This is a genomic window from Hymenobacter sp. M1-2, assembly GCF_057808495.1.
In genome coordinates this window covers 17,439-43,668 of record NZ_JBTYZO010000011.1, presented here as the reverse complement: position 1 = coordinate 43,668, position 26,230 = coordinate 17,439, and the positions used below count along the sequence as shown (strand labels likewise).

At 62.5% G+C, this 26,230-nt stretch carries 16 protein-coding genes; all 16 read right to left on the bottom strand.

From position 1 onward, the window contains the following. Window positions 1-4: 4 nt before the first annotated feature. Window positions 5-481: a nuclear transport factor 2 family protein gene (locus ACYSMN_RS12055; protein ID WP_488924134.1), complete on the bottom strand. Its 477-nt coding sequence runs from the start codon at window positions 479-481 to the stop codon at window positions 5-7. Window positions 482-591: 110 nt separating this feature from the next. Beyond that, window positions 592-1,158, bottom strand: coding sequence for a hypothetical protein (locus ACYSMN_RS12050; RefSeq protein WP_488924133.1), 567 nt, complete (start codon window positions 1,156-1,158; stop codon window positions 592-594). 224 nt (window positions 1,159-1,382) lie between these two features. Beyond that, a complete protein-coding gene (locus tag ACYSMN_RS12045) occupies window positions 1,383-3,005 on the bottom strand; it encodes a hypothetical protein (RefSeq protein WP_488924132.1) in 1,623 nt (540 codons plus the stop codon). A 438-nt stretch (window positions 3,006-3,443) separates the two neighbouring features. Then, window positions 3,444-5,219 carry an amidohydrolase family protein gene (locus ACYSMN_RS12040; protein WP_488924131.1) on the bottom strand — a complete coding sequence of 592 codons (1,776 nt, stop codon included), beginning with the start codon at window positions 5,217-5,219 and terminating at the stop codon, window positions 3,444-3,446. Window positions 5,220-5,275: 56 nt separating this feature from the next. After that, the gene (locus ACYSMN_RS12035; RefSeq protein WP_488924130.1) at window positions 5,276-7,432 is read right to left on the bottom strand and encodes a prolyl oligopeptidase family serine peptidase; all 2,157 of its coding nucleotides are present in this window, start codon (window positions 7,430-7,432) and stop codon (window positions 5,276-5,278) included. A gap of 270 nt (window positions 7,433-7,702) precedes the next feature. After that, window positions 7,703-9,808, bottom strand: coding sequence for a beta strand repeat-containing protein (locus ACYSMN_RS12030; protein WP_488924129.1), 2,106 nt, complete (start codon window positions 9,806-9,808; stop codon window positions 7,703-7,705). Between the two features lie 345 nt (window positions 9,809-10,153). Then, window positions 10,154-11,236, bottom strand: a complete 1,083-nt coding sequence (locus ACYSMN_RS12025) for an OmpA family protein (RefSeq protein WP_488924128.1) — start codon at window positions 11,234-11,236, stop codon at window positions 10,154-10,156. A 43-nt stretch (window positions 11,237-11,279) separates the two neighbouring features. After that, a complete protein-coding gene (locus ACYSMN_RS12020) occupies window positions 11,280-13,454 on the bottom strand; it encodes a prolyl oligopeptidase family serine peptidase (RefSeq protein WP_488924127.1) in 2,175 nt (724 codons plus the stop codon). A gap of 357 nt (window positions 13,455-13,811) precedes the next feature. After that, window positions 13,812-15,275 carry a fibronectin type III domain-containing protein gene (locus ACYSMN_RS12015; protein WP_488924126.1) on the bottom strand — a complete coding sequence of 488 codons (1,464 nt, stop codon included), beginning with the start codon at window positions 15,273-15,275 and terminating at the stop codon, window positions 13,812-13,814. Between the two features lie 103 nt (window positions 15,276-15,378). Continuing rightward, window positions 15,379-17,682: an autotransporter outer membrane beta-barrel domain-containing protein gene (locus ACYSMN_RS12010; RefSeq protein ID WP_488924125.1), complete on the bottom strand. Its 2,304-nt coding sequence runs from the start codon at window positions 17,680-17,682 to the stop codon at window positions 15,379-15,381. A 41-nt stretch (window positions 17,683-17,723) separates the two neighbouring features. Then, complete coding sequence (locus ACYSMN_RS12005; protein WP_488924124.1) at window positions 17,724-19,880, bottom strand: hypothetical protein; 2,157 nt, start codon at window positions 19,878-19,880, stop codon at window positions 17,724-17,726. Then, complete coding sequence (locus ACYSMN_RS12000; protein ID WP_488924123.1) at window positions 19,873-22,065, bottom strand: beta strand repeat-containing protein; 2,193 nt, start codon at window positions 22,063-22,065, stop codon at window positions 19,873-19,875. Before ACYSMN_RS12000 ends, ACYSMN_RS12005 begins: the two co-directional genes overlap by 8 nt. 103 nt (window positions 22,066-22,168) lie before the next feature. After that, a complete protein-coding gene (locus ACYSMN_RS11995) occupies window positions 22,169-23,032 on the bottom strand; it encodes a carboxylesterase family protein (protein WP_488924122.1) in 864 nt (287 codons plus the stop codon). Between the two features lie 82 nt (window positions 23,033-23,114). After that, window positions 23,115-23,657: a DUF6252 domain-containing protein gene (locus ACYSMN_RS11990; protein ID WP_488924121.1), complete on the bottom strand. Its 543-nt coding sequence runs from the start codon at window positions 23,655-23,657 to the stop codon at window positions 23,115-23,117. Window positions 23,658-23,768: 111 nt separating this feature from the next. Further along, on the bottom strand, window positions 23,769-25,436 hold the full coding sequence (locus ACYSMN_RS11985; RefSeq protein ID WP_488924120.1) for an SBBP repeat-containing protein: 1,668 nt from the start codon (window positions 25,434-25,436) through the stop codon (window positions 23,769-23,771). A gap of 229 nt (window positions 25,437-25,665) precedes the next feature. Next, entirely contained in the window at window positions 25,666-26,214 is a 549-nt protein-coding gene (locus tag ACYSMN_RS11980; RefSeq protein WP_488924119.1) for a lipocalin family protein, read from the bottom strand. Window positions 26,215-26,230 lie beyond the last annotated feature (16 nt).

The window sequence follows — 26,230 nt, the reverse complement described above, 5'->3', positions numbered from 1 at the left end:
GGACTCAGCTTTTCAAGGGCAGCTCTTTCGACTGCACTAGAGTCATCTGCCAGCGGCCATCACGCTTCACCCACACCGTCATCATTTGCAAACTGGGAGTGAGGGCCTTATTGGCTTTGTCTTTGCCCCCGAACTTCATCGTGGCCACCGTCACCACAGTGGTACCATAGTCGGACAACTCTACGGGGCCGGCCAAGGCCGTCGTGGAAAAAGGAAAGGCCCGGGAGCCGATGAAAGCCAGTTCTTTCTTCCGATTGGTTGGGCCATCGGGAGTGTAATGGCGGTATTCGGTGGCGTAATGAGGAGCCAGCACCAGGGTGTCGCGCTTTTCAATGCCCGCGGCTATTTTTTGCAGCAGCGCGGTGAATTCCGCTACCGTGCGGTGCTTCTCGTCGGCAGTAATTGTTTGGCCTACCGCCGACGAGGATAACGACGAGGATAACAAGAAGGCAACACAAACGAAAGTGAAAAAAGTCTTCATGAGCTTGGAGTTGAAAGTGGGAGAATACTTGACTGAAAGTTGATTTGGGGCGGACGCGACCCTGCCCGGCGGAGCGTGCAGGCGGCTATGTTGCCGCCGCTCATCTGCGGCTAAGGCACATCGGCCTTGCGCGTCACCGAGAACTTGCCATTGGCCAGGGCCACCGGCACGTCAGTATCGACGTTGTAGAACGTGCCGGAAAAGGTGCCCTCTATGCGGCCATTCACGGCATCGAACTTGGTGACGATGGTAGAGCCCGACGCCTGGGGCCCGCCTGGATGGAAGTGCAGGTAGGACCGCTGCTGGCCGTTGTGCCACACGCGCACCTGGCCCGAGTTGCGGGCCGCCAACACGGTGCTGGCCCAGGAATAAGTGCCCGTGGTTTTGCCTTCTATCCAGCTGCTCCAGTAGTTGCGGCCGGGGTTACTTAGGGTGTAAGTGCCCGCGGCCAGTAGCGTAGCCGCGCCGTTCACGCCGCTTTCGGGCACGGGAGCTTCGGCCAAGGTCACGTTTTCGGTGAAGGTCTGGTTGTTGAATCCGTCGCCGTTGAGCGTGTAGCTGACAGTACCGCTCAGCGGCGCGCCGTCTTTGTCGTCGTCATCATCGTTGCAGGAGGACAGCAGCAGAGCCGGGGCCAGCAGGCTAAGAAGCAAGGCGTTTTTCAGTGGATATTTCATAGCAAACGAAGTGTGGAGTGGAGTCAAGGCCGACGTGGAGCATGGTCTTGGGCGAGGCGTCGTCATCATCGTGGCAGGCGGCAAACCAGCCGCCGCGGCAGGAATATCTTAGAAGCTGTTGTTTGAGTTACTAAAGGCGGTCATGCTTGATCTGGCGTCCGCTTGTCGAAGCATGACCGGCCTAAATGAATTTTCAGCTAAGTCAAACAGGAGCTTCTTAGGGGCTAGCCGGGATCGTAGATTACGAGATTGAAAGACCTAGTCCGTCGGGTGAAAACAAGAGTAGGATTTCCCGAAACAGTACCCCCCGTAAGGCCCAGCATCTGCACATTTATACTTCCTTCATTTAGGCTCACCAACGGCATGAATCCTTCGTATGCGTCAAGGGGCTGCACCATAATTATGAGCCGACCAAGTGCGGCGCTGGTAGAGTAGTTAGCGACTTGGACTGTATAAATAGGGTTGTTTCCCGCGTTATTCTCATACCTAAGCTGCGCCGTAATATTCCCCGACGAATGCTGAACCGTGCCATTAGAGGCAATCTTGCCATATGCCACGGCCACCATGTTGTGCGTTCCGGTGGCCGGGGTGCGCACGGCTGTAGTTCGTGTCACGCCGTCTACATCAAGCAGCACGCCGGCGGCCGGGGAATTGGTGCCAATGCCAACCTGGCCGCCGTTATCGTTGAGGAGTACATCACTGTTGGCTTTGCCGCCGCGGATGTAGGTGTCTTCGGCGTCGCCATTGTTGAAGAAGGAGCCGCGGGTAGTGCCTTGGAGCTGCATCCGGCCTTCAAAAGCCGCATTCCCAATTACCTGAAGCCGGTGAACGGGTTCGGTGGTGCCGATGCCCACGTTGACGGCATCAGCGTTGGTGCCGCCCAGCACCAGGCTGTTGCTGCCGCCAACTTTGGCGTTGTAGCCGATGGCCGTGGCGTTGCGCAGATTAGGGCGGTTGGCGGCGGGTCCGGCGCCATAGCCCAGGGCCGTGTTGTAGTTGCCGGTGGTGTTCGTGCGGCCGGCGTTGGTGCCGAAGAAGCTGTTGTTGTTGCCGCTGCTGGTATTGCCGCCGGCGTTCCGTCCCACAAAGGAATTGGCATCGCCGAGGGTATTTGCCAAGCCCGCTTGTAAGCCCAGGAAAGTATTGCCGGTTCCTGTGGTAGTACCGGAGCCCGCTTCGTGGCCAGCGAAAGTGTTGCCGGTTCCTGTGCTCAGCACGCCCCCGGTTCCCTCTCCCACCAAAGTATTATCCGCTTTGCGGCGCAAAAAACTTGCCCCGCCCATACGAAGCGCATAAGCGCCCAAATCAAGATTTTGAGTAGCGGTGTGGTTGCCCAGGTTGTCGCTGCCGCTTTTGCCGCTGAGTAGGCGAAAACCGGTGCCGTCGTACACGGCGGAGGCAATTTGCTCCGGTTGTAGCTCGTCGCCGCTCAGCAGTTGGCCCGTATCGGTGGCGAGCTGCTGGCCCCCAAGGCCGTTCACGTCCAGAAACGCAGGGCCGGAGTTGCGGGCTGGTACTTTGAAATACACCACCATGCCCGGCTGCAAGCTCTGCGGCGCAGGCACCAGCGTCACGCGGTAGGTGTTGCCGGCTTGCGTGGCGGCGTGGTCATACACCAACGTGTTGCGTTGCAGCGCTTGCACGCTCACGGCATCGGAAGCGTCAGTGGGCAGGCCCAGGCCGGTTACGCGCCGGGCGTCGCGGGTGGTGCCAGTGAGTTGCAGCGGCTTGTCGAGCAGCACTTGGGCGGCGGCTGGGTGTACGCTTCTGAGCGTCAGTCCCAATGCAAGCAGCAGCGTCGGCATCTCAACGCAGCCGAGCAGCAAGACGGAAATTCGGAGCTTCATAGCAATGCAACAGACTGAAAGCGTGAACAATCGAACTGTTGCAAAGGAAGCCTACCGTATTCCGAGAGGCATTTCCAAGCGTTGCAAATACTTATGAAACTGTTGCACTAGGTTTTACAGGTGTTGCAAAAGCTTACAAGCATGTTGCACGAAGCGCATTTCGTGTGTTTGGTGGCTTATGCTTGTTTTCGTGGAGCGCATAAGCGAATTCCCTAGTGCAGCCCGACTCACTTCTCACGTCACTTCGGCTATACGCTGAGCTACTTGCGCAAATGGTAGATGGCGGTGGGCTAGAAACACAGCGCAGGCTTGGCTACACTACAATCTTCGGTTTAGCTCGCGTCTATCAAAACAGTTATGGCAGAACTCAACTGCATCAACAGCATGGTCTGGGCAGAAGCAGCCGGAAGAGCGGCAATCTTCAAGCACTAATGTTCGTCACTTACGAGCCCGCAGTTTCTTTATCATTTCTAACGCGTTGGTATTGGCCGAGTCCAGCGCGAATGACTTCTGGTAGTTCTGAATGGCTAAGGCCTGCTGCCCATCCGCCGCCAAGGCCTCGGCGTAGCTGTCGAAGACGTTGGAGGAGGTGGGGTACAGCAGAGTGCTCAGCTTGAATATGGACAGCGCCGGCTTGATTTGCTTGCTGCGGAGCAGCTTATAGCCCAAGGATACCAGCTCGGTTTCGGAATAATCGTAGGTTTCTGATTTCTGCCGAATCAAGGAGTCCAGCTGCGCCTTGGCATTGGCTAATCCTTTAGCCTTTAAGTTCTTTTCGAACCAAGCCGAGACCGGCAGACGGGCCGCTCGCTTGACGGCTTGGCTCAGTAGCTGATCTAGCTCTGGTTTGGCGAAATAGCGCCCTTTCAAGAACACACCGGCTATTTTTCGGGTGCTGCCAATGTCGGTCAGTGGGTTGGCATCGAGCAGTGATAAGCTGGCGTACCGGCCGGGGCCTACGGTGCCGTAATCGGCTTCTTTCTGCAGATAAACAGCAGGGTTTATCGTTGCGGTTTTCAGTGCCTGCGCGGGTGTGAGGCCGCCTTCCACCATCAGTTGCAGTTCGTCGTGCAGGCTGAAGCCGGGAAAGCAAAACGGATTGGGGTAATCGGTGCCGGCCAAGAGTTTAACGCCGGCCCGTTGCATATCGCCGAGCAGACTTTTTTGCAGCGCAAATACCTGTTTGCTGGCCGCGTAGTAGTCGGCGGTGTAGGTACTGGCGAAGGGGTCCGTAGCGGGGTCCCATCCTGCTTGCAGATACATCGGCACGTATTTCAGTCGCTGATCCTGCCGGAAGCTGGCCTGATCCAGATGCGAAAACGACCTCAGAACCGCTAGCGTCGGGCAAAGCCAAGTGTTGCTGGGCGCGAGCACCCGCAGCAGCGAATCGAACTTAGGGCGGCTGAACGAGTCCTTCAGCTGCCGCTGCCCCTTGGCACTCCAGTAGCTTTTCATGGACTTCGAGTCCGGCGTTTTGCTGGCGCACGCCTCTAGCAGGCCGTACAAGTGCTCGGTGCTCCGCTGCCCGGCCGCAATGGCCTCGTACAAACTCACGCTCTGCGGCACATGCCCCGCGAAAGGAATGCGCTGCTTGCGGGCCTCCGCGGCCACGGCGAGGTACGCGTCGTGCGGCAGCCCGCTGTACACTTTGATAAAGTCGACGCCCTCCGCCACCTGCCGCCGCACCACCCTGCGGGCCGTGGCCGTATCGCCGACGGCATCCGAACCGGGCCAGTAGGGCTTGGGCCCGTCCAGGATACTTCCTGACGTCACAATTTCGGGCCCTACTAGTTCACCGGCGGCTATTTTGCGGCGAATCTCTTTGACCTGGGCAGGTTTGCCGGCCATTTCCCGCACGCCTACTACGCCGTTGGCTAGCAGCAAGGGCGTGGCGTCTTTCTGATTCCAGTAGAAGTGCGCGTGCATGTCCCATAGGCCGGGAATCACGTATTTGCCCGCGCCGTCTACTCGTTGGGCGCGGCCGTTGGCCGCTGGCGCGGCGGCACTAACCCACACGATTCGCTGGCCTTTGATTCCCACGTACTGATGGGCCAGGACTTTCTCACCCGCCACGTCCACCACGTTCACATCGGCAACGCACAGGTCGTAATCGGCTAGCGGCTGGGCGTTCTGGGCAGGTTTTTGGGAGCATGACGGCAGCAGCCCGAACAACAGCGGCCAAAGGACGAGCAGCGGGAACGAAGTCAGCTTCATAACGGTAACTCGGGGTTGCTTCACAAGAAGATGCACCTGCGCCGGCACAATTAGTATCACTTAAGCCATTCCAGCAAAAAGGCGTAGGTATCGGCTTGCTTGGCGTTGGTCTGCTGGCGTGAGGCTCCCGCGCCGTGGCCGGCGCTGTAATCGACGCGCAGGAGCACAGGCTTGCCGCTAGTAGTGGCGGCTTGCAGGCCCGCCGCCATCTTGGCCGACTGCCAAGCATCCACCCGCCGGTCGTTGGTGCCGGTGGTCAACAGCACCGCTGGGTAGCGGGTATTGGGCCTGATGTGGTGAAAGGCGCTCATCTGCCGCAGGCCCCGGAAGCCCGCCGAGTCGGCGGTGGTGCCAAACTCCTGCATGTTGGGTACGCCGTTGGGCGTGGTTTCGAACCGTAGCGCATCGAGTACGCCCACGTTGATCACAACGGCCCCGAACAGATCGGGGCGCTCGGTCAGGGCCCGGCCCATCAGAATGCCGCCTCCGCTGGTGCCCTCCCCGGCCAAGCGCTGCGGAGTGGTGTATTTCTCCTTGATCAAGTACTCGGCACAGGCAATAAAATCCTTCCAGGTGTTGGGCTTGGTGAGTTTCTGCCCGGCCAGATGCCACTCCCGGCCGTTTTCGCCCCCGCCCCGCACGTGCGCCACGGCGTACACGCCCCCACGCTCAAACCACGCCAGGGTCCGCGGGTTGAAGCTCGGGTACCAAATGTCGCCGTACGCGCCGTAGCCGGTCAGCAGCGTTGGATTTTGGCCGTTGAGCACCAGCCCGCGCTTGTACACAATGGACAGCGGCACCTGCGTCCCGTCGTGGCTGGTCACGAGCACCTCCCGCGATTCGAGGCCAGCCGCGGCTTCCAGCGGATGCTTGGGGAAGAGGCCCGTGTCGGCGAATTGCTTGGTGGCGGGGTCGTAGCGGTAAACCAGCCCGTTGCCGGTCCAGGCAGTGGAGAGGATAAGTGCTCCGGGCAGCAAGTGGTTGGTACCGGCCACGAAACACGCCGGCGCATTGGGGGCCGCAATGCGCTCGGGTGCCGCCTTGCCCTGCCAGGCCACCCGCCAGGTTTCGTCGAGGCCACTGCGGATCTGCGACACGTAAAGCCCATCAGCGGCGGGGCTCATGCCGTCAATGAGGGCCGGGCCCGGCGCTATTACTATTTGTGCGGTGGCCAGATTGGGAATTTTCAAGCTGGTGCGTACGATCTTGAACCGGGGCGCCGCTTTGGAAGTCAGCAAGTACAGGTCGTCTTCGTGCACCACAAAATTGCGCACTTCGTCGGCGGGGCCGCAGATTTTCACCCACGGGGTACTGGGCTGGTCCACGGTGGCAAGGGGCGCGCGGTAGAGCGAGATTTGCTCGGAGTCGCCGTGCTTGATCATCGCAAGGGCAAACGGCGAAGGCGTGTGCGTGAGCGTCAGCACCATGGGCGTATCGGCCGCGTCGAGGGCCACGCGCGACGACGCCCCAGCCTGGAGCGCGAGTTTGTCGCGGGCCGGATCGGTGCCGAGCACGTGCAGAAACACCTGCTTGTTTTTTTGCAGATCGGTAGCGGGCGCGCCGGGCGGCAACGGCCGCATGCGGGTGTAGAAAAACGACTTGCCGTCGGGGCGCCATTCCGGGCGGGCATACTCCCAATCCATGCGGTCGATGGTTTCCGCCAGGTCCTTGCGCGTGGTCACGTCCAGGATGCGGAGCGTGGGTTTTTCCGAGCCGTTGGCCGCCACGGCGTAGGCCAGGCGGGTGTTGTCGGGCGAGGGCACGAAGTAGCTGATGCTGTACCGCTCGGTAGCCGTGTTCAACCGGTCGGGGTCAACAAGCAACGTCTCGGCCCCGCGCAGCCCCTGTCGTTGGTACAGCTTGGGCGTCTGCGCCCCGGGCGGCGTTTTCAGATACAGATACAGCTCGCCGGGCAACAGCTGAGCGGCGCGGGCCGGAGCCGGCGCGGCGGCGTCCAACTCATTCAACCGCGCTAGTAGTGCAGCCCGAAGGGGCAGTTTGGCCAGGGCGCTATCGGCGTAGGCGGCTTGCGCTTTCAGGTACTTGTCGAACTCTGGGCCGGGTTGCTCCATCCAGCGGTACGGGTCCACCACGGTGGTGCCGAAGTACCGGTCGGTGACGTTGCGCACCGTGGCTACGGGCGGCCGGCCGGGTTGGGGCAGCAGTTGCACCAGCAGCAAGATTCCAAGGCAAGCAGGTTTCAGTAAATGCATGGGCTGATGAAAGGAGGGCAGTTGCGAATATGTGGCAACGAACTCAGCCACAGGAACGCACTAAGCGGCGGCTCGTCGTGGCGGATGGTATACACTTCTTCTTCCGATGGAGGACAGGCGGCACGCCAACGCGAGAGGCAACATCTGGTTAATATACTGGCTGACAAAACCGTGAGCGGCATACTGAAAAGTCTGGCAGTAGCGACCTAACACCTGCCAGCGGCCGGACCAGCGCGCCTCGCCAACGGCCCAGCCAAACCAAGCATGGCTTCAGGGGGCGTACACAACGAAATTGAACCCGAGCCAACTGGGAAAAGCAATGGTTGGGGTTCCGGCACCGCCTACCACCTGGCTTTCTACCACTTCCACCGTGCGGATATTGATCCGGCCGGGAGTGCTCGATCCTAAGCGCATGGCGTAGCCTCCCTTCTCGCTTCGGCCGCCAATAGTAACCAGAACCACCAGCTCATCGGTATCGAGGCCGCTTAAATTGCTTGAAGTAAGGTTGATGAAATACGTATTTTCTCTGGGCGCCAGACCAGTTCTTCCCACGGTGAAATTGTTGGATGAATTGCGCACCGAGATACTGTTGTCGAAATCTCGCCACTCGATGGTGCCATAGGCTACCGGTATCATGTTGGCGGGGCCGGTGCTGGGAGTGGTAACGGCCGCAGTCCGCACCGCCCCACCCGTTACGCTTAGGGCCGGGCCGCTGCCGCTCTGCACAATCTCGACGGCCGGTACGGTGCTGGCCGAATTGGTCTGGGTGAAGTAGCCGGCGCGGCCAGTGGTACCGCTGGCCGTGCCCAGCACGCCCACGCCCAGGTTGCCAGTGGCTTTGCCCTGCACGCCGTTGCCCCCGGTGGCGACGCCGCGCACGCCGTCGCCTTCGGTGGTGGTGCCCAGCACGCCGGTGCCTGAGGTTTCGTGGAAGCCCCGTACGGCCGCGTTGTCGCCGATGCCGTTGCTGGTGCCGTACACGCCCGTGCCGAAGGCGCTGCTGCCGTACACGCCTTGCCCCGAGCCGGCGTGCGAGCCGCGCACCCCGGCGCCGTTGACGGTGGTACTCTGGTTGATACCGCGCATGCCCGCCGAGCCAGCTTCGGCGCCGGTGATGACGCCGCGCACGCCGGTGCCGCTGGTGCTGCTGCCCACCACACCATTGCCGTCGGTACTGGTGCCCAGTACGCCGGTGGTGGCGCCGCTGCCCTCGCCCCGCACCCCAGCCACGTTGCCCAGCGTGGCGCTGCTGCTGCCATACACGCCCGAACCGCTAGTGCTGCTGCCCACCACGCCGTTGCCGCTCCCCTGGCCGAACACGCCTACCCCGCTGCTGCCCGAGGCCACCCCACGCACGGCGAAGCCCGTGGTCGTTAGTCCCAGCACACCAATGGCCTGCGAGCCGTTGGCCTCACCCACCACACCAGCCACGTTCGCCACCGTACCCAGGCTTTGGCTGGTGCTGCCATAAATGCCGCTACCCGCCCCGGTATTGCTCACCCTAAAAGCTGTCTCGCTGCTGCTGGCCGTGCCCGAGTAGGGCAAGGTCAGGCTCCCACCTCCTCCACCTGTAGCAGCAGTGGTTTGCTTGGTGCCGTCGGGGAAGACGAGGCCGGTGGTGCCGGCCGTGCCCGTAATTTTAACGTTGCCGCCCACTTCCAACCGCTCACTCGGAGCCACGGTGGCCCCCAACCCAATCCCTACGTTGCCGGTGTAGCCACCGCTGCGGGTGCTGCTGCCGTTGAAGCGGAAGTCCTTGGCCTGGAACTGCAACAGGTCGTCGCCGTCGGTTTCGCCCACGCTCACAAAGTCGCCGTCGCCGAACTTGAGCAGCCGGTCGTTGGCGGCCGAAGTCCACTGAGACAACCCCAGGCGCAGGCCCCCGCCGTCTACGCGTAACCGGTCTGCCCCAGCGCTGGAGGCCGGCGCCGTGCCCAGGCCCGCGTTGCCAGCCGCGTTCAACCCCAGGCCCACGGTGCCGGGCGAGGCAGCGGTGCCGCCTACCAGCAGCTTGTCGGTCAGGTTCAGGTTCTGGGTGGCCGTGTGGTTGCCCAGGTTGTCGGCTCCGCCTCCGCCCGTCGGCTCGATGAAGACCCAGCCGCCCGCCCCGGCGTAGTACCAGAAGCCAGTTTGCGCGCCGCCGCTGGGCGTGCCGTCGGTCTGGTACACCATCAGGCCCTGCGGCGGACTGGCAATAGCCGTGCGCTGGGCGGCCGTCAGGCGCGGAATGAGCAAGCCTTTGTCGGCGGCCTGGATGTCGAGGGCCGCTTTGGTGTTGGGCGTAGGAGTGCCCACTCCTACCTGGGCAATGGCAGCTGGTGTGGCAAGCAAGCCGGCCAGTAGCAAACCCAGCCAGCAAGTAAAAGAATGAGCCATAGATCAACGAAAAAGAAATGGTAAGGCAGACACCCGCGGCGAGTTTTCTTGGGTAGTAGGTACTGGTTACTAGGTAGTTAGCAATAAGACAGCAAGACGCTGTTGGTCCTTTCACCACCAACTACTTACTACCTAGTACTTGCATTTTCCCGACAGGCAGCGCACTCCACGCAGGAAGCGGCAACGAAGCTTCGTACTAGAGGGGGTAGAATCATTCATTATCCTAGCGCAAGGCTTCGGCTTCCCCCTCTGCCAACCGGGTTTTTGAGGCAAACGGCTCCTTGGCTATTCATCCAGGCGGAGCCTCAACAACGAACGGCCGCCACCAGATAGCAACGGCTTACGCTACAGCTTCACTAGTTCTACGCGGCGGTTTTTGGCTTTGCCGGGTTCCGTGGCATTGTCGGCCAGGGGTTTGGTTTGGCCGAAGCCCGCGGCTTGCAGGCGGGCAGCATCAATACCCTGGGCCGTGAGGTTGGCTACCACGGTGCGGGCGCGGGCCTCCGACAGTTCCTGGTTGTGCTGGGGCGTGCCGGCGTTGTCGGTGTGGCCCTGCACGGCCAGCTTGAGGTCGGGATTTTGGGCCAGCAGACTGATGATTTGCGCGATGGTGGCCTGGGCGTCGGGCTTGAGCGTGGCCTGGTCGGTATCGAAGTTGAGGTAGAGGGCCACGTGGCCGGTGGCGTCGAGGGCTTTTTTCATTTCGGCGGCGGGCAGCACGGAAGCTTCCATAGGCAGCGCCTTCTTCTCCACTACGGTAAGCCAGTAGTTTTCGGGGTCGCTGCCGTAGGTTTTGTAAGCTTCCACCCAGATTTCCTTGTCGGGCATCCGAACCATATACACGCCCGATTTTTCGTAGGGCATCATATTGTAGCGGCCGCGGTGGCGCGGCTCTTCGTACTTGAGCTTCAGGTCTGTCATTTTCTCCCCCGAACCCTCGAACACCGTCACGCCGCCAAGATCATGAATCAACTTCTCGTAGGTTTTCTGGACTTGGAAAAACGAGGCGGTTTTGCCCATGGCACTGACGGTGCGCAGGCGGCCCTCCACAGGAATAATTTTCACGCCATCAAAAAATTCGTACTGGTCAAAATTGGCGTCCTTGTTATACTCACGAGCGGAGTTACCAGGTGCCGTTTTCTCGTCCATTTTCACGTAGCCATCCAGCAAGCTGAAATAAGGAAACGCGCCTATCTTCGGGCTAACTACCGGAACAGTGCTGGGGTCGAAACCGGTGGGCGCGGCGGGCTCAGCGGCAGGAGCAGCAGCGGGCTTTTCGGCGGGTGGCGTCGCGGCCACTGGGGTAGCCGCTACGGCGGGTGGCGCGGTGGCGGCGGCAGCTTCCTCGGGTTTTTTATCGGTCGAACAAGCGGTGGCGAGAAGCAGCGCGCCGAAAGCAGCGGCGCGCGAGAACGGGGAAAAGAGCATGACGAAAAAGGTTGGGAGAAGTAGTTTCAGGGTGGAGTAAGCTTTATTTCACCACGGCAGCCTGGGGCTGAAACGCCGGCACTCCCGTTTGCCAGAGCCCAAAGGCCATGAGGTCGGCAATGCTTTCAAACTGTTTGAGGCGGGAGTCGCCCATGCCGTGGCCGGCCTCGTAGTCGGTGAAGAAGAGCACGGGCTTGGAGCCGGCATTGCTGGCTTGCAGGCGGGCGGCAAACTTGGCCGGCTGCCAGGCAATCACGCGCGGGTCGTTGAAGCCGGCCGTCACGAGCGTGGCGGGATACTTCGTGCCGGGCTTCAGGTGCAAGTAGGCGTCCATTTCGATGAGGGCCTTGGCTTCGTCTTCTTTGGCCATCGTGCCGAACTCGGGCACGTTCACGGGGCCGTTGGGCGAGTTTTCCATGCGCACGGCGTTCAGGCAGCCCACTTCCGGCATGGCCACGGCAAACAGGTCGGGCCGCTCAGTCATCGCCCGCCCAATGAGGATGCCGCCCGCGCTGCCGCCGTTGATGGCGATTTTACCGGGGGCAGTGTAATTGTTTTTGGTCAGGTATTCGGCGCAGGCAATCAGGTCTTTCCACGTATTAGGCTTAGTCGTTTTCTGGCCGGCTTTGTGCCAGTCCTCGCCCAGCTCGCCCCCGCCGCGTACGTGTGGGCAGGCCAGAATGCCGCCCTGCTGGGTCCAGAGCAGGAAGGGCGGCATAAAGGTGGGCTCCATGCTGCGCGAATACGCCCCGTAGCCCACCATAAGTGTAGGCGCCGAACCGTCGCGCTTCAAGCCTTTCTTGTACACGATGGACAGCGGCACCAGTACCCCATCGTGCGAAGGCACCATGATTTCCTCCACTACCAAGTCGGCAAACTCCGGGTACTGCGCCTCCGACGAGAGCGGCTCAGGCGTGAACTGCCGGCTGGCGGGGGTATAGCGGTAGCGTTTGCGGTCGGCGGTCCAGCCGCCCATGGTGGCCCACAAGTCCGAGGATTGCGCGTTTTTGCTGGCCAGCTCGATGCGGCCGGCAGCTTGCGGCAGCTTCAGTTCCTGCACGGTTTTCGAGTTGCGCGGCACGAAATAGAGCTTGGCTTCTACGCCGTTTTTCATGCGCACGAAATACACGCCATCCTTGGTGGTTTTGAGTTGCTCGTCGTTGATGGATTCGTCGGCGCTTTCGGGCACCAGCACTTCGGCGGCGGCTACGCTGGGCTTGGCGGCGGGCATGCGCATCAGCTTCTGGCGCGGCGTGTTTTTCGACGTGACGAAGTAGATGTACTGCTCGTCCGTCACGAAGCTGGTCACTTCATCGGCGGGCTGAAACAGCGGCTGCCAGGGCACGTTGGGCTTGGTGAGGGCGGCGGCCGGGGCGTAGTACCCGTGCAGGTAGCGGTCTACGGAATACAGAAAACCGTAGGCCAGCTTGGTGTCGCGGTCGATGCCGGCGTAGGGATAGTCGCTGGGCTTGATGCCGAGCTTGGGGTAGAGTTGGCTGGAAAACACCGGCTGGTCCTGGGCGACGGGCGTACCCACGCGGTGCAAACGGCACTGCGTGTTTTGGCGGGCGGCCATGTCTTTCAGGTCGCCGTTGTTGTAGGGCAGGTAAGCCAGCGTTTGGTTGTCGGGCAGCCACTCGCCACCGCCGCGCGTGAGTTGGAGCTGGTCGGGGTAGAGCTTCTTGGTTTTCACGTCCATGAAGAGCGTGCGGCCTAGCTCGGCGCCTTTCTCGGTCAGCCCAAACGACACCTTGGAGCCGTCGTTGGTAACGGAAAAGCCATTGATGTTGAAAACCTTGCCTTTCTCGTAGTTCTCGGGGTCGAAGAGCAGCACTTCCTCGCCTTTGTAGCCATTGCGGTAGTAAAGCTTGGGCTGCTGGTCCTGCGGCCGGGACTTGAAGTAGAAGTAGCGGTCGTTATCGGCCACGCGCAGGTCGTTCACCCGCGCGGCTTTGCGCTGGTCGAACGCCAGCATCTTGTCGATTAGGCCCTGCCGCCCTGAAATGGCATCCAGGGTTTTACGGGCGTACTCGCTCTGCGCCTTCATCCAGGCCGCTACGGCCGGGTCTTGCAGGTTTTCCAGGTTGCGGTACGGGTCGTCCACCTTCACCCCAAAATAGGTATCGGTGGCGGGCACGGAGGGCGCGGCGGACGGAGTAGTTTGCGCCAAAGCAGTCGTGCAGACCGACAAGCCCAGCAGAAGCAAAACCATTTTCATAGGACAAAGCATGAAAGGGTGAAAGAAGGCAACCTGAAAAAACCAAAGTCAAGCAAGCCAAATTACCATCATTGTGCAACCACATGATAATGTGACCAGACGGCCGCCAGGCGGCCGCAACGGCAAAGGCATCTAGCTCTGAGCCACTTCCTTGACCAACATGACCAGCGTAGTGATGGTGAGGATGGTGAACATGAGTTTAAGGAGGAAAGCAGCAGTTTTCATGGCGTAGTTAGTAGTGCTTGGGGCTTGGGGCGTAGTACTTGGTAGTTGGTGCGTAGTGGGTCATTTCATATCAGGGAGCAATGGTTTTGTGGCACCCACTACCCTAATCCTTCATCCCTACTACCTTAATCCTCAATCCCCTACCACCAGCGGCAGCGTGCCTTTGGTGCCATCGGGGGCTTGGTAGCGCAGCCAGTAGGCGCCGCGGGGCAGGTCGGTGGCAAGCAGCAGCTGGCGGGTCTGGCGGGTGGGCCAGCTCAGCTGGCGCACCAGGCGGCCATCGGCGGCGTAGAGGGCCAGGCGCAGGCCTTCCGGCAGTTGGCCGGTGGCTTCCAAAGTCAGCACCGCCTGCGGCGACACTGGGTTGGGAAACGCCGACAAAGTGAACAGCGCCCCGCCATCGAGGCCCGACACCACGCGCACGGGCGAGAAAGATTCCGTGCCGTCCTCGTCGAGCTGGCGCAGGCGGTAGTAGCTCAGCCCCCGGAAATCGTTGGGGTCCTGGTAGGTGTACTCCGAGGTGGCGCTGGTAGTGCCGCGCCCGGCCACGAAGCCCACGCGCCGGAAGGTGGTTTGGCCTTCATCCTGCCGCTGCACCTCGAAGCCCGCGTTGTCTTTTTCGGAAGCCGTGGCCCAGCTCAGCCGCACCCGCGGCTGGCCGGCCGGCCGCTGCGCCTCAAACCGCACCAGCTCCACGGGCAGCGGGGCTTGCTGGTCGAGCACCACGTAGGGGCCCGCCGTGGTGAGGCCCGCCACAGTGCGCGTGTACGGTCCCGTACCCGTAGCTGGCCCAAACGCTTCGGCAGCAACATACGCGGTGCCATTCCACCGCCCCAGCGCCGACTGCGCCCGGTTGAAGCCACTTAGCTCGTTGGCAGCGGCCCATTCCACGTTCATCGTGAAGGGCGTGGCATCGGGCGGAGTCAGCTCCCAGTGCAGGCCCACCGCATCGGCGGCCAGCGGTGCGCCGGTGCTACCAGCGCTAAGGAAGCCAGCAGCTACGCGCAACTCATACAGATCGGGCGAGCCGGGCGCGCGGGTGAGCGTAACCGGGGTGTAGGCCGTAGCACTGGCGCCCACCGGAAACAGCTTGGCCGTGGGCCCTACCATCTGCTGCAACATTCCCACCCCGTCGGTGATGACGAAGCGGCCGGTAGCGGCATCAACGCCCGTAATGCTGCCGCCCACCGTGGAAGTGAGCGTATGCGCGCCCAGGCGCAGGGCACCACCCGTAAGCTGGAGCTGCCGCACCCGGAGTGGGGCCGTGAGCACGGCGCCTTGCGGGTTCAGAATTTCCAGCGCCGGCAGCACCGTCGAGACGCTTACCTCCTGCGCCGTGCCGCTGCCCGCCAGCTTCAACAGGCCCGTGCCACCGCTGAGCGTGCCGGTGCTCGTGAAGTCGCCGGTGAGCTGCACGGTGCCCTGGTTGTCGATGGTGCCGGCGTTCTGCACGTCGCCGGTTACGGCCACCGTGGCGCCGCTGCCCACCGTGAGCGAGCTGCCCGCCGGAATAGTGAGCTGCGCCTGAGCGGCGAGGGGCAGCAGGGCCAGCAGCAACGCCACGTGGCGGAAAAGATGTATGCGTAGCGTTTTCAAGGTCTGTCAAGTTTTAAAGTGGAAAGCTGACCCGGCCACTATCAGCCAGCGCGAGCTGGCTACCCTCGTCCGGCAGCTGTAAGCGCAGGTCACCGATTGGTCGTCAGTTGGTTTTCTTTTTCGCCGCGGCGATCGGTGCGGCCGGAGCTTGGTAGCCGATACCCCGCTCGGCGGGCTGGCCGAACAGCTCCGGGTGCAGGTATTTGCCTTGGTTTTCTGGCTCTTTTCGCTCGGCGTTTGGGATGCGGTGAGCCTCAGCCCAGGCATCCTGCCGGATGCCTGTTACCTGCCAGCTTACCCGCCCACCCGGCTGCCCGGCAATGCGGAACGTGTTGCTTCTAACTTCGGCCAGCACGTAAGGCGTGAAAGGCGCCCCAATGGGCGTGAGTTGGTAGCGAAAATCGCGGTTGAGGGCCTCGAAGTAGTCGGGCAACTGTATGGTGGCTTCGCCGCGGGCATCGAGCACCGCGTTGCCATTGTAGACGTTCAGCATGTCGGGGCTTTCCACGAAGCTGTGGTAGAGGTACTGCCCGGCCGGGTCGAGCGGGTGGTCGATCTTGAACGAGCCGCCCGGTTTAGACAAAGACCCGGTTACGGCCAGTCGCCCGCTAACCTGCCAGTCGTCAAGCAGCAGGCCACTGATGGCCGGCTCCCCGTTTCGAATGGCCGTACCTACGATAAATCCTTTCTGTAACAGATTGTCGCGATTCAGGCAGGCAATAGTTACGGAACCCCGAGGTCCGCCGCCGAGCGAACTCCGGCTAGCCGTAATTGTAGCCGACTGTCGGTCTGCCCCCGGCCGCCGAAAGCCTATTGAACCCGTCTCGTTATCATTTCCCGAAGCAGTTAATTGCAGCGTCTCGCCCTGGGCATTGCTTTGCAATTCCAGCGCGCTGGCCTCGCTGGCGGCATTGTTCAAATTGAAGTAGGCCGTAATGCCTTGGCCGCTATTCTGCACTTCCAGCGCGTTGGCTGGGCTATTTGGGTTGGCTTGGTTGAGCAGCGCCGCGCGGCCCTCGCTACTGTTCTGCACTTCCAACACATTGGCGGTGCTGGTGCTAAAGCCTTTGATAAAATACCCCGCTCGGCCAGTGCCGGAAGCCTCGCCCACCACGGCGTTGCCGGCGCCCGCTGCTTGCCCGTATACCCCGCTAAAGGCGGTGCCTGTGGCAACCCCTATCACGGCCGTCCCGTTGCTGCCCGTAGCTTCCCCGCGCACGCCATATCCGCCGGCGGTTTGCCCCAGCACCCCTGTACCGCCGCTGCCCGAAGCCAAGCCCCGGACGCCCGTGCCGCTGCCGGTTGTCTGACCTAGTACTCCCGTGCCGCCACCGGTGCTGCCCGCCGAGCCCAGCACGCCAATGCCCGTGTTGCTGCTGCTATACCCTTCAATTCCAGCTACGCTGGCGGGGCTGCCGCCGGCCGCTTCGGTGCGCCCGTACATGCCGCTGCCACTGGTCGAGACACCCCGCACGCCGTAGCCGGCCGTGCCCACGCCCTCCACCCCAAAGCCATTGCTGGCCGACGCCACCCCGCGCACGCCCCAGCCGTTTTGCGTGAGGCCGAGCACGCCCGTAGCGCTGTTGCCGGTGCTAGTGTTGGTGCCCACCACGGCCGCGTTGGTTGCCGAGTTGTTGCTGGCCGAGCCGAACACGGCCGCCGTGCTGCCCGAGCTTGCTTGTACGCCGTAGTTGCTGGTGCTGCTGGCCAGTACGCCCGCGCCGGTTGTGCTGCTGCCCCGCACCCCGGTGCCCCCCGCCGACTCGCCTAGCACGCCGTGGCCGGCGCCGGTGGCGCGGCCCCGCACGCCGGCCACGGCGGCGCCGCCGTCGGTGAAACCAACGACGCCGCTTTCTTGGGTGCTACGGGCATACACGCCGTAGTCGGCGTCGCTCAGGCCCACCACGGCGGCGTCCTCGATGTTGGGCACGCTACTGCCCTTCACGCCCACCACGCCCTGGCCCGGCCCCGTGCCGTTGACGCGGCCCACAACGCCCTGCCCGCTGGCCGATACCCCGCGCAAACCGCTGCCGCCGCCCGAATTCGTGATTTGAAACACGCTGCCGATGGCGCTGGCCGTGCCGGCGTAGGGCAACGTTAGGGAACCGCCCCCGCCGGGCGTGGGGTCAATTAGTACCCAGCCGCCGGTGCCGGCATAGTACCAAAAGCCGGTTTGCGCCCCGCCGCTGGCTGTGCCGTCGGTCTGGTACACCATCAGGCCTTGCGGCGGACTAACAATGGCCGTGCGCTGGGCTTCCGTCAGGCGCGGAATGAGCAAGCCTTTGTCGGCGGCCTGAATGTCGAGGGCGGCCTTGGCATTGGGCGTGGTGGTGCCCACCCCCATCTGGGCACGCGCGGCACCAGACAGCAACAGAAGTGGTATTGAGAGTCGAAGTAGTCGGTTCATAGCGGAAAGGGAGTAAGGAGTGGATCAAGTGGTAGGCGCGCTTAGGGTCGGTACAGTAGAAAGGAAAACTCACAAGGAGTCCCCTGAGGAAAGAAAACTAGTTCACCGGCATTGATAGTAACTACCGAATAAAAGTCGCCACCGAAGGCATGAGGGGTAGCCAGCACCGGATAGTTGCTGAGAAATGCGGCGCTCAGACCCGAAGCGGCGTTGAACCTTATGGTGTAGTAATTATTGTTGACCGAACACGTGAAGTTGCCCGAGCCTGATTTGATGGTGCCGTCAGCATTGATGCGCCCGTAGGCTACGGGCAGCATGTTGGCCGCGCCGGTTTTAGGTGTTTGCACCTCGCCCGTGCCCGTGATGCGCAGCAGCTCCGTGCCGTCGCCGTTTTTGCCGCCCGCGTAGAACACGTGCCGGGCGCTGGCGTCGATGACGTGGTAATTGAGCTGAAAGCCACTCACCCCCAGGCCGTAGTGGTTGCCGGCGTCGCCACCGTCGTAGAGCGTGATTTTCGATTCCGTAACGGTGGGCGTGATGCTCAGGCGCGAGTGGGGCGAGGCCGTGCCCAGGCCCACGCCCGAGCCGCCCGTCACGACCAGCGCCGCGGCGGCGCCGTTTTGGCTGATGCCCACGGCGGCGCTGGTGCTGGTGTTGGCCTGGGCCAGAATGGCCGTAGCGTTGTTGCTCCCGATGGCGCGCACGGCGGTGCCGCCGTTGGCGCTGGCCCGCGCATCCACCCCCACCCCGCTTGTGCCGCTGGCCTCGCCAAACACCGCCCGGCCGTTGGTGCCAAAGGCCAACCCGCGTACGCCCTGGCCGGTTTCGGTGCGGCCCATTACGCCAGTGCCGGCGGCGTTGGTATTGTCGCCGACGACGCCGGCATCGAGGGTATTGCTGGAGTTGCTCACGCCGCGCACGCCGATGGCGGACTCGGAGTCGCCTTCCACGCCAGGGCCTGAGTCGGATACGCCCCGCACGCCCGCTTTGGAGCTGGAACCGCCATAGACTCCAATGCCGGAGCCGGACTGTCCGCTCACCCCGTAGGAAGAGTTACTCAGCCCACCTAAAGCAGTGCCGCTGGTAGCTTTACCCAGCACGGCAATGCCCGCCGTGCTGATACCCAGCACGCCCACGGCCTGGTCGCTCCCGGTGTTGTTGTTGCGGCCCACCACGCCGGCCTTGGAGTCGTCGGCTACGTTGGTGCTGCCGATGATGCCAATTCCATTTAGGCTGATGCCGCGTATGCCTACGCCAGCACTACTGTTGGCCTGGATGGCGCTGTTGAGGGCATCGGTGTTGGTATTGGAAATCGTGAATAGGCCCGTGTTCACGCTGCCCGAGCCGGTGTAAGGCAGCGTGAGGCTGCCGCCCCCGCCGCCCGTGGCAGCCGTGGTTTGCTTGGTGCCGTCGGCGAAAATAAGTCCCGTGGTAGCGGCCGGGCCGGTGAGTTTGACGTTGCCGCTCACTTCCAGCCGTTCGCTAGGAGCCACGGTGGCCCCTAGCCCAATGCCTACGTTGCCGGCGTACCCGCCCCCGCCGGTGGTGCTGCCATTGAAGCGGAACTCCTTGGCCCGGAATTGCAGCAGGTCGTCGCCGTCGGTTTCGCCAATGCTCACGTACTCCTCGTCGCCGAACTTGAGGAGTCGGTCGTTGCTGGCCGCCGCCCAGGCGGCGCGGCCGACGCGCAGGTTGCCGCCATCGACGTGCAGGCGCTCAGTCGGCGCCAGCGCACCCAGCCCAATGCCTACCTGCCCGGCGCCCGTTACCCGCACCCCTTCCGTGCCGGGCGTAGCCGCCGTGCCGCCCACCAGCAGCTTATCGGTGAGGTTGAGATTTTGCGTGGCCGTGTGATTGCCCAGGTTGTCGCCGGGGCCGGCCGCACCGGTGTTGAGCTTGGTCCACTGAGGAGTGGTGCTGTTGCCGGCGTTGTAATAAAAGCCCTGCCCGCCCAGTAGCGCCGCGTTGGTATTGAACACCAACAACCCGAAAGCTGGAGTGGCCACAGCGCTGGCGTCAGTCAGGCTGGACAGGTTCACTTGGTTGATGAGCAAACCTAAGTTGGGCGCGCGCAGGTGCAGCGCCGCCGACGGGTTGGGCGTGGCGGTGCCAATGCCCACCGACTGGCCGTATGCCCCAGCCGAAGTCAGCAACAACAGCGCGCTCACGCAACGCGGGAGAAGAAATACCTTATTCATCGTGCAAGGTGATTAGGGCCTCTGGCGCCGGCGTGTCGCCGAGCTGGCCGGGCGCGGCGGTGCGGTTGTGGCTGGTAGCTGCCGCCGGCTGGTAGTCGATGCCCTGGCTTTCGGGCAGACCGAAGGCCGCTGGATGCAGGTACTTGCCACGGTTTTCAGGTTCTTTGGTTTGCTCAGTGGGGATGCGGTTTTCGTTGGCGAATTTGTCTTGCCGAATTCCGGTCACCTGCCAGCTTACCTCGGCGCCGGGTTGGCCGGCAATCCGAAATTTATTGCCGGTCACTTTTTGCTTGACAAACGGCGTAAAGGCCGCTCCAATGGGTGTAAGCTGGTAGCGGAAGTCGCGGTTGAGCGTTTCAAACCAATCGGGCAGCTGCACCGTAGCCTCGCCCTGGGCGTCAAGCGTCACATTGCCGTTGTAGACATTCATCATATCCGGGCTTTCCACGAAGGAGTGATAGAGGTATTTGTTGGCTGGGTCGAGTGGATGGTCGATTTTGAACGAGCCGGCACCTTTGGCCAACGTTCCAGTGACTTGCCAGGCGCCTCCCACTAATCGGTTCACGCCAGTGGGGCGAGAAAGCATCAGGATGCGCTGCATGGGGACGCCGTCGGCCGCCGCCACCTCTATAACCATCAAGTTGTTATCGGGCGAGGTGCTGCTGCTGATGCGCCCCATCAAGTCGCCGCCCTGCTGAAAATCGATGCTGCCGCCGTTGTTGAAGGTTGGACTGGTATCGAGGACGAGGTTGGTACCCTGGCCGGCGTTATAGATGCGCGCAACGGGCCTATTGAGGCTTTTACCCAGTACGTGCAGACCATAAGTATCCTGCCGCTCGGTGGTTACTTTGAGGGCGGTGCCACCGCCTGCATTCTCTATTTCCACGGCGTTTTCCGAGCTGCTAGCATTGTTTTGGTTGAACTGCCCGGCTTGGCCGAAACCGGTACTGACCACTCCTTTCACCGCCGTGGCCGTGCCGGTAGCCACGCCTAATACCGCGGAGCCAAAATTTCCCGAGGCCGTACCGCGTACCCCGTTACCGGTAAGCCCTCCCGCTTCCCCGCTCACCCCGGTCCCGTTGTCGGCAATTCCCAGCACGCCGGTGCCGATGCTGTTGGTGGTGGTGCCCTTCACCCCCGCCACGCCGCTACTAACGGGAGCGTTGGTGGTGCCATACACGCCCGAGCCGGTTTGGCTACCCCCAATCACACCGTAGGAGTCAGTAGCCGAGCCGCTCACGCCAAAGCCGCCACTGCCCGAGGCAATGCCCCGTACTCCGTAGCCGCCGGCCGTCAGGCCGATGACGCCGCTACCCGTGCTGCTGCCGCTTTTATCCTGGCCGAGCACGCCGGCCGCGTTGCCGCTGGCCCCGCTCGTAATCACGCCTTCCACCCCAATGCCGTTGGGCGCGGCGGCCTGCTTCACGCCCCGGATGGCCGCCTGGCCGGAGGTAGCCGTGTTCACGGCGCGCAAAGCGGGCCGGTCGCCGGTCGTGCTGATGTGCACGGCTGTCGAGTCGTTGGTGGGGGGAGTGTTGGTGAATTCGGCCACCCGGCCTCGCTCGTTGGAACGACTCTTGATTCCCCTCACCGCCACGCCCGTGGTGCTGCTGCCGGATAGTCCCGTGCCGCTGACGGAGCTGCCGGCCACGCCCACGCCATCGGGGGCGGCACCGAATACGCCGGTGCCACCCAGAGCGGTACCCTGTACGCCAATGCCCGAGATGCCGGCGATACTCGTGTTTCGCCCTACCACGGCCGCTACATCGTCGTTGGTGGCGGTGCCGCTCAGCGCGTTTCCGTCCTCGGCGGTGTTGGTGACGGCAAAGGCGGGGCCGAGGATGCTGGCCGTGCCGGCGTAGGGCAGCGTGAGGCTGCCGCCGCCGGGCGTAGGGTTGAGAAACACCCACTGGGCGGGTGCGCCGGCGTAGTACCAAAAGCCGGTTTGCGCCCCGCCGCTAGGCGTGCCGTCCGTCTGGTACACCATCAGGCCCTGCGGCGGACTGGCAATGGCCGTGCGCTGGGCGGCCGTCAGGCGCGGAATAAGCAAGCCCTTGTCGGCGGCCTGGATGTCGAGGGCCGCTTTGGCATTGGGCGTCGGCGTGCCTACTCCTACCTGGGCGCGGGTGGCAGCCGAAATCAGTAGCAACAGAAGCAGCAACAGGAATTGAAGCAGGCGGTTCATAGCGAAGGAGGCAAGTAGGCGTGGAGAATGGCACCCGAGCCATGGCAGGCTCTGGGTGCTTCTCCGTTAGAAGGTTAGTGCGAGATGCGCGGTACCACCGGCGCTAGGGCTTGCTCCCGGCTGTAGCGGCAGCTGGGGCTGGGCTAGCGGGCAGCTTCTGGGCCAGCAGCCACTGCCAGAAAGCGGGGTCAGGGTACACCCGGTCGGCAATGAAATGGCCTTCTTTGGGATACTCTGTATACTGGGCCGGATGGCCGGCCGCTTTCAGCGCCGCTGCCATCTGGCGAGACTCGGTTACGGGGACGTCCTGGGTATCTTGCGCCCCGTGGAATATCCAGACGGGCGTACTGCCCAGGGCTTTGGCGGTACTGGCGTAGTCGTAAAGCGGCTGGCTCTTGTAGGCCGTGAGCATGGGCGAGGCAAACCCCTTGTCGAACCAGTCCGGCACCCGCACCCCACCCGCCAGCGGCGCTACGGCCGCGAACCTGCCAGGATACTTGGCAGCCAGATACCACGAGCCGTAGCCGCCCAGGGAGTGGCCCGTGAGATAGAGCCGGGTGGGGTCGGCCTTGAATTCGGCCACCGTCTGGTCGAGGGCCTTCAGAGCCTGCTCGGCGCCTTCGCCAAACCATAGCTCAGGCATGGGCTCCTGCGGAAACACGGCCAGAAACTGCGTGAGAGCCGGCAGCTTGTTGTCGTAGAGCTGGATCACGCTACCCAGGCCTGAAAGCTGCTGCTCGTTGTCTTGGCCCCAGGCGCCCATGCCGTGTAAATAGAGTACCACCGGGTAGCTCTTGCCGGGCTTATAGTTGTAGGGCACGTACACCCGGTAGCCGTACGTCCTGGCGCCCACCGTCACGGTGCGTTTCAGAAAGCCAGTTTCGGGGCGGGCGGCGGGCTTGTTTTGCGCCTGGCTCAGAGGCCCCAGCAGCAGCAATAGTATCAGCAGAAGAGCAGAACGATTCATGACGGAGTTGGGCTTGGTGGATGAGGTGGAAAGCAACTGCCACGGCCGCACGGGGCTAGCCACACGGCCGTGGCTACTGAGCTTAGCGGAACTTCGTGATGCTAAAGCTGCCGTTGGTGACGGTTTGGGTGCCGCTGCCATTGCCATTGGGCGTGGCCCCGCCCGTGAACGAGAACGTGCCGCTGATTTTCTGAGCGGCTTTGTTGTATTCGGTCACCGTGACGGTACCGTTGCTGGCGTTAGGACCGTAGAGAGTACTGTAGGTGGCGCCCTGGGGAGTGGTGCCGTTCAGGGTGATGGAACCGACGGAGTAGTCGTCGACCGCCGAGGCTTTGCGCAGGTCGTACATGCCCGCGCCTTTCGCGTTGATGCCCAGAAGCGGTATCGACAAGGCGTTGTTGCGGTCTTTGGATGCCGCGACGATGAAGAGTTTGTCGCCTGGGTCTACGATGGCGCCCGCCGAGAAAGTGTCGGTGTAGGTGATGCCGTTATGTGTCCAGGTTACGGTGCCGTCGCCGGGAGTACTGCTGTTGTCATCGTCATCGCCGCCGCAGGCCGTGAGGGTCAGCAAGCCGCCGCAGAGCAGGGGCAGAAAGTAGCGCGAGAGGTTACGGAATGCTTTCATAGAAGAAGTAGGAAGAAGAGGGTTGGGAAACGGAGAAAGGAAAAATGGCTTGAACAGGCCAGTAGGTGCCGGCGCCCGGCACCAGCACCTTCATAAGACCACAGCAAGAATCTACTGCACCAGCAGCGCCCGGCGCAGCAGCGTTTCGCTGGTTTGTACCTCGGCCATGTAGCGGCCGGGGGCTAGCGTGGCGGGCAGCGTCAGCACGGCCGAGGCGGGTACGGCTTGCTGGTGCGCCAGGCGGCCGGTTACGTCGAGCAGGCGCAATGTGGCCGTGCCGCGAGCGGCGGCAGGCAGCGTCAGGTGCAGCGTGCGGTCAGTGGCCACGGGGTTGGGCCAGGCTTCCAGGGGCGTAGCGGCCCGCGCCGCGTTGGTAGCCAGAACAGCACCGCCAAGCCGGGTTACGAAGGCGGAAGCCTGGCCCACGTTGGCCAGAATTGGCAACGAGCCGAAAGAGGCGGACCCAGTGTAGCTGCCCGTAAGGTGCAGGATGCCCGTTTCGTCGATGGCCATACCAAGCGCCCGTTCGCTGCCGCTGCCCTTCGACTGAGCCACCCACGAAGCATTGCCGGTAGCGGGCAGCTTCACCACGAACACGTCGATGCCTACAGACATCACACTCGTCAGCGACCAGGTGACGGTACCAGTAAAATAGCCGCTCACGTAGATGCTGCCCTCCGCGTCGCGGGCGACGCCCGTGGCCCGGCCGAATCCCATGCTGCCGCCGCTGCCGCGGGCTCGGGTTACGTTGCCAGCCGAGGCATAGCGGGCCGTCATTGGGGCTGGGCTGGTACCGGTGTTGATGATGGTGTCGAAGTTGCCAACCACTACGGTTCCCTGGAATTCACCGGCGGTGACCACGCCATCGGCGTTGGCGGCAATGGCATAGTTGGCGTAGGAAGCGGCCCCGGTAGCTCCTTCCGATTTGGCCCACTCCGGGTCTAGGATCTGGTTGTACTTAATCACGTAACCGTCGCGCTCCTGGCAGCGGCGCGTAAGGGTGGAGCTGCCCGCTACGGGCATCGTGGCTCCCTCAAAATATCCGGTGACATATAGCGTAGTCCCAACGGTGGCAATGCCGCCCAGCGACTCTCTACCCGTGCCGCCTTCGCGCCCCATGCGCACATAAGCGCCGGTCGTGGCATTAAATTTCACTAGTATCTGGTCGAAGCCTCCGGCACTAACAAGCGTGCTGTTGGTGCCGGTCACAGTAGCCGTGCCTTGGAAGACGCCGCCTAGCCACACAAACCCTTGGGTATCGAGCGCCACGGCAGCGTCCGTGTCGTTGGCACCGCCCCCGGCGCGCACGCCCCACTGCGGCTGGCCCTGCGCGTTGAGTTTAGCCAGCAGCAGATCAAAGGTACCGCTGGCGGTTAAGGTGCTACTGCCCACCGTGATGCTCGTAGTGAAAGTGCCCGCCACAAACACGTTGCCGGTAGCATCGACGGCAATGCTATTAGCCGCGTCGTTGCCATTGCCCCCTAGTCGGGTGGCCCACAGCACAGCTCCAACCGGACTATACTTCACCACGAAAATGTCCGACGTGCCAGTAATATCGGCATTGTTGAGGGCGACGCTGCCAATGGTAATTCCGGCGGAGCTGAACTGGCCGGCCACGTAGGTGTTACCGGCCGCATCGGCGGCAATGGCGTTTCCGGCTTCAAGTCCAGGACCACTGATTCGGCTGAACCGGGTCCAGGCGGGAGTCTGGGCCTGAACGGCGGAAGAGGTAAGGTCAAATAGACTGGCCGCGCAGAGAAAAGAGTAAAGGAGCTTCATAGTTAGAGCTGTGAAAGAGAAGTGGGTGAGATGGAAGGGTGGCAGGCTACGCACGTGCCCTAGCAGGCTTAGCGTGAAGCTTACCTTTATGATTTGGGCCGTTACTTCTGAAAAAACACGGTCGTTCTTGGGCCTTCGGAGCAGCAAGTCAAGCACCATAAGGCTTACTCGCGGCGTTTGAAGCCGGAAGCCACTTGCAGACGGCCCCCGGCTGCTACCAGCCCCGCTGCTACCTCGGCACCAGGTTGGTGCGCACTTGCAGGCTGGTGATTTGGTTGGCGTTGATGGTAGGCGTGTTAGGCGGGAAAGTGAAGCCCCCCGCCGACAGGATAATGAGGGTGATGAGCCCATTGGGTACACCCGGCACGGGTTGGCCGTTGAGAGCGGCCTGCACCTGGGCCTGCGTGAAGCTGTACCCCGCCGAGAAGCTGGTCGGCGAGAGCGTGAAAATCTGCTGCGTTTGGGTCTGGCCGCCGAGCGTCAGGACAATCTGGCTGTCGTTGTTGGTCAACGACCAAGTGCCGTTCGTGACGGCGCCGCCGGCCTCGGTAACGACGAGTTTACCGTCGCTGTTGAATTTGTAAGAGTCGGCATTGGCTGCGGGCGTGTTTTGCGTGCCCTCAACGCCATTCACGACCAGCGAGGAGCTGCTTTCCCGCCACGTTACGGCCGTGAGCTGCGCGGTTTTGGAGGGTGCTTTGTCATCGTCGTCATCTTTGTCGCAGCTAACTGCGAAGAAGAGCAGGCCGGGCAGAAGGAGGAAGCGGAGAAATTTCATCGTAGTAAAAAGAGGG

Bases quoted from the DNA above. Each gene is read 5' to 3' on its own strand.
- ACYSMN_RS12030 (WP_488924129.1), bottom strand. From the start codon at position 9,808: ATGGCTCATTCTTTTACTTGCTGGCTGGGTTTGCTACTGGCCGGCTTG.
- ACYSMN_RS12040 (WP_488924131.1), bottom strand. From the start codon at position 5,219: ATGAAGCTGACTTCGTTCCCGCTGCTCGTCCTTTGGCCGCTGTTGTTC.
- ACYSMN_RS11985 (WP_488924120.1), bottom strand. From the start codon at position 25,436: ATGAAGCTCCTTTACTCTTTTCTCTGCGCGGCCAGTCTATTTGACCTT.
- ACYSMN_RS11990 (WP_488924121.1), bottom strand. From the start codon at position 23,657: ATGAAAGCATTCCGTAACCTCTCGCGCTACTTTCTGCCCCTGCTCTGC.
- ACYSMN_RS11980 (WP_488924119.1), bottom strand. From the start codon at position 26,214: ATGAAATTTCTCCGCTTCCTCCTTCTGCCCGGCCTGCTCTTCTTCGCA.
- ACYSMN_RS12045 (WP_488924132.1), bottom strand. From the start codon at position 3,005: ATGAAGCTCCGAATTTCCGTCTTGCTGCTCGGCTGCGTTGAGATGCCG.
- ACYSMN_RS12055 (WP_488924134.1), bottom strand. From the start codon at position 481: ATGAAGACTTTTTTCACTTTCGTTTGTGTTGCCTTCTTGTTATCCTCG.
- ACYSMN_RS12010 (WP_488924125.1), bottom strand. From the start codon at position 17,682: ATGAACCGACTACTTCGACTCTCAATACCACTTCTGTTGCTGTCTGGT.
- ACYSMN_RS12005 (WP_488924124.1), bottom strand. From the start codon at position 19,880: ATGAATAAGGTATTTCTTCTCCCGCGTTGCGTGAGCGCGCTGTTGTTG.
- ACYSMN_RS12025 (WP_488924128.1), bottom strand. From the start codon at position 11,236: ATGCTCTTTTCCCCGTTCTCGCGCGCCGCTGCTTTCGGCGCGCTGCTT.
- ACYSMN_RS12020 (WP_488924127.1), bottom strand. From the start codon at position 13,454: ATGAAAATGGTTTTGCTTCTGCTGGGCTTGTCGGTCTGCACGACTGCT.
- ACYSMN_RS12035 (WP_488924130.1), bottom strand. From the start codon at position 7,432: ATGCATTTACTGAAACCTGCTTGCCTTGGAATCTTGCTGCTGGTGCAA.
- ACYSMN_RS11995 (WP_488924122.1), bottom strand. From the start codon at position 23,032: ATGAATCGTTCTGCTCTTCTGCTGATACTATTGCTGCTGCTGGGGCCT.
- ACYSMN_RS12050 (WP_488924133.1), bottom strand. From the start codon at position 1,158: ATGAAATATCCACTGAAAAACGCCTTGCTTCTTAGCCTGCTGGCCCCG.
- ACYSMN_RS12000 (WP_488924123.1), bottom strand. From the start codon at position 22,065: ATGAACCGCCTGCTTCAATTCCTGTTGCTGCTTCTGTTGCTACTGATT.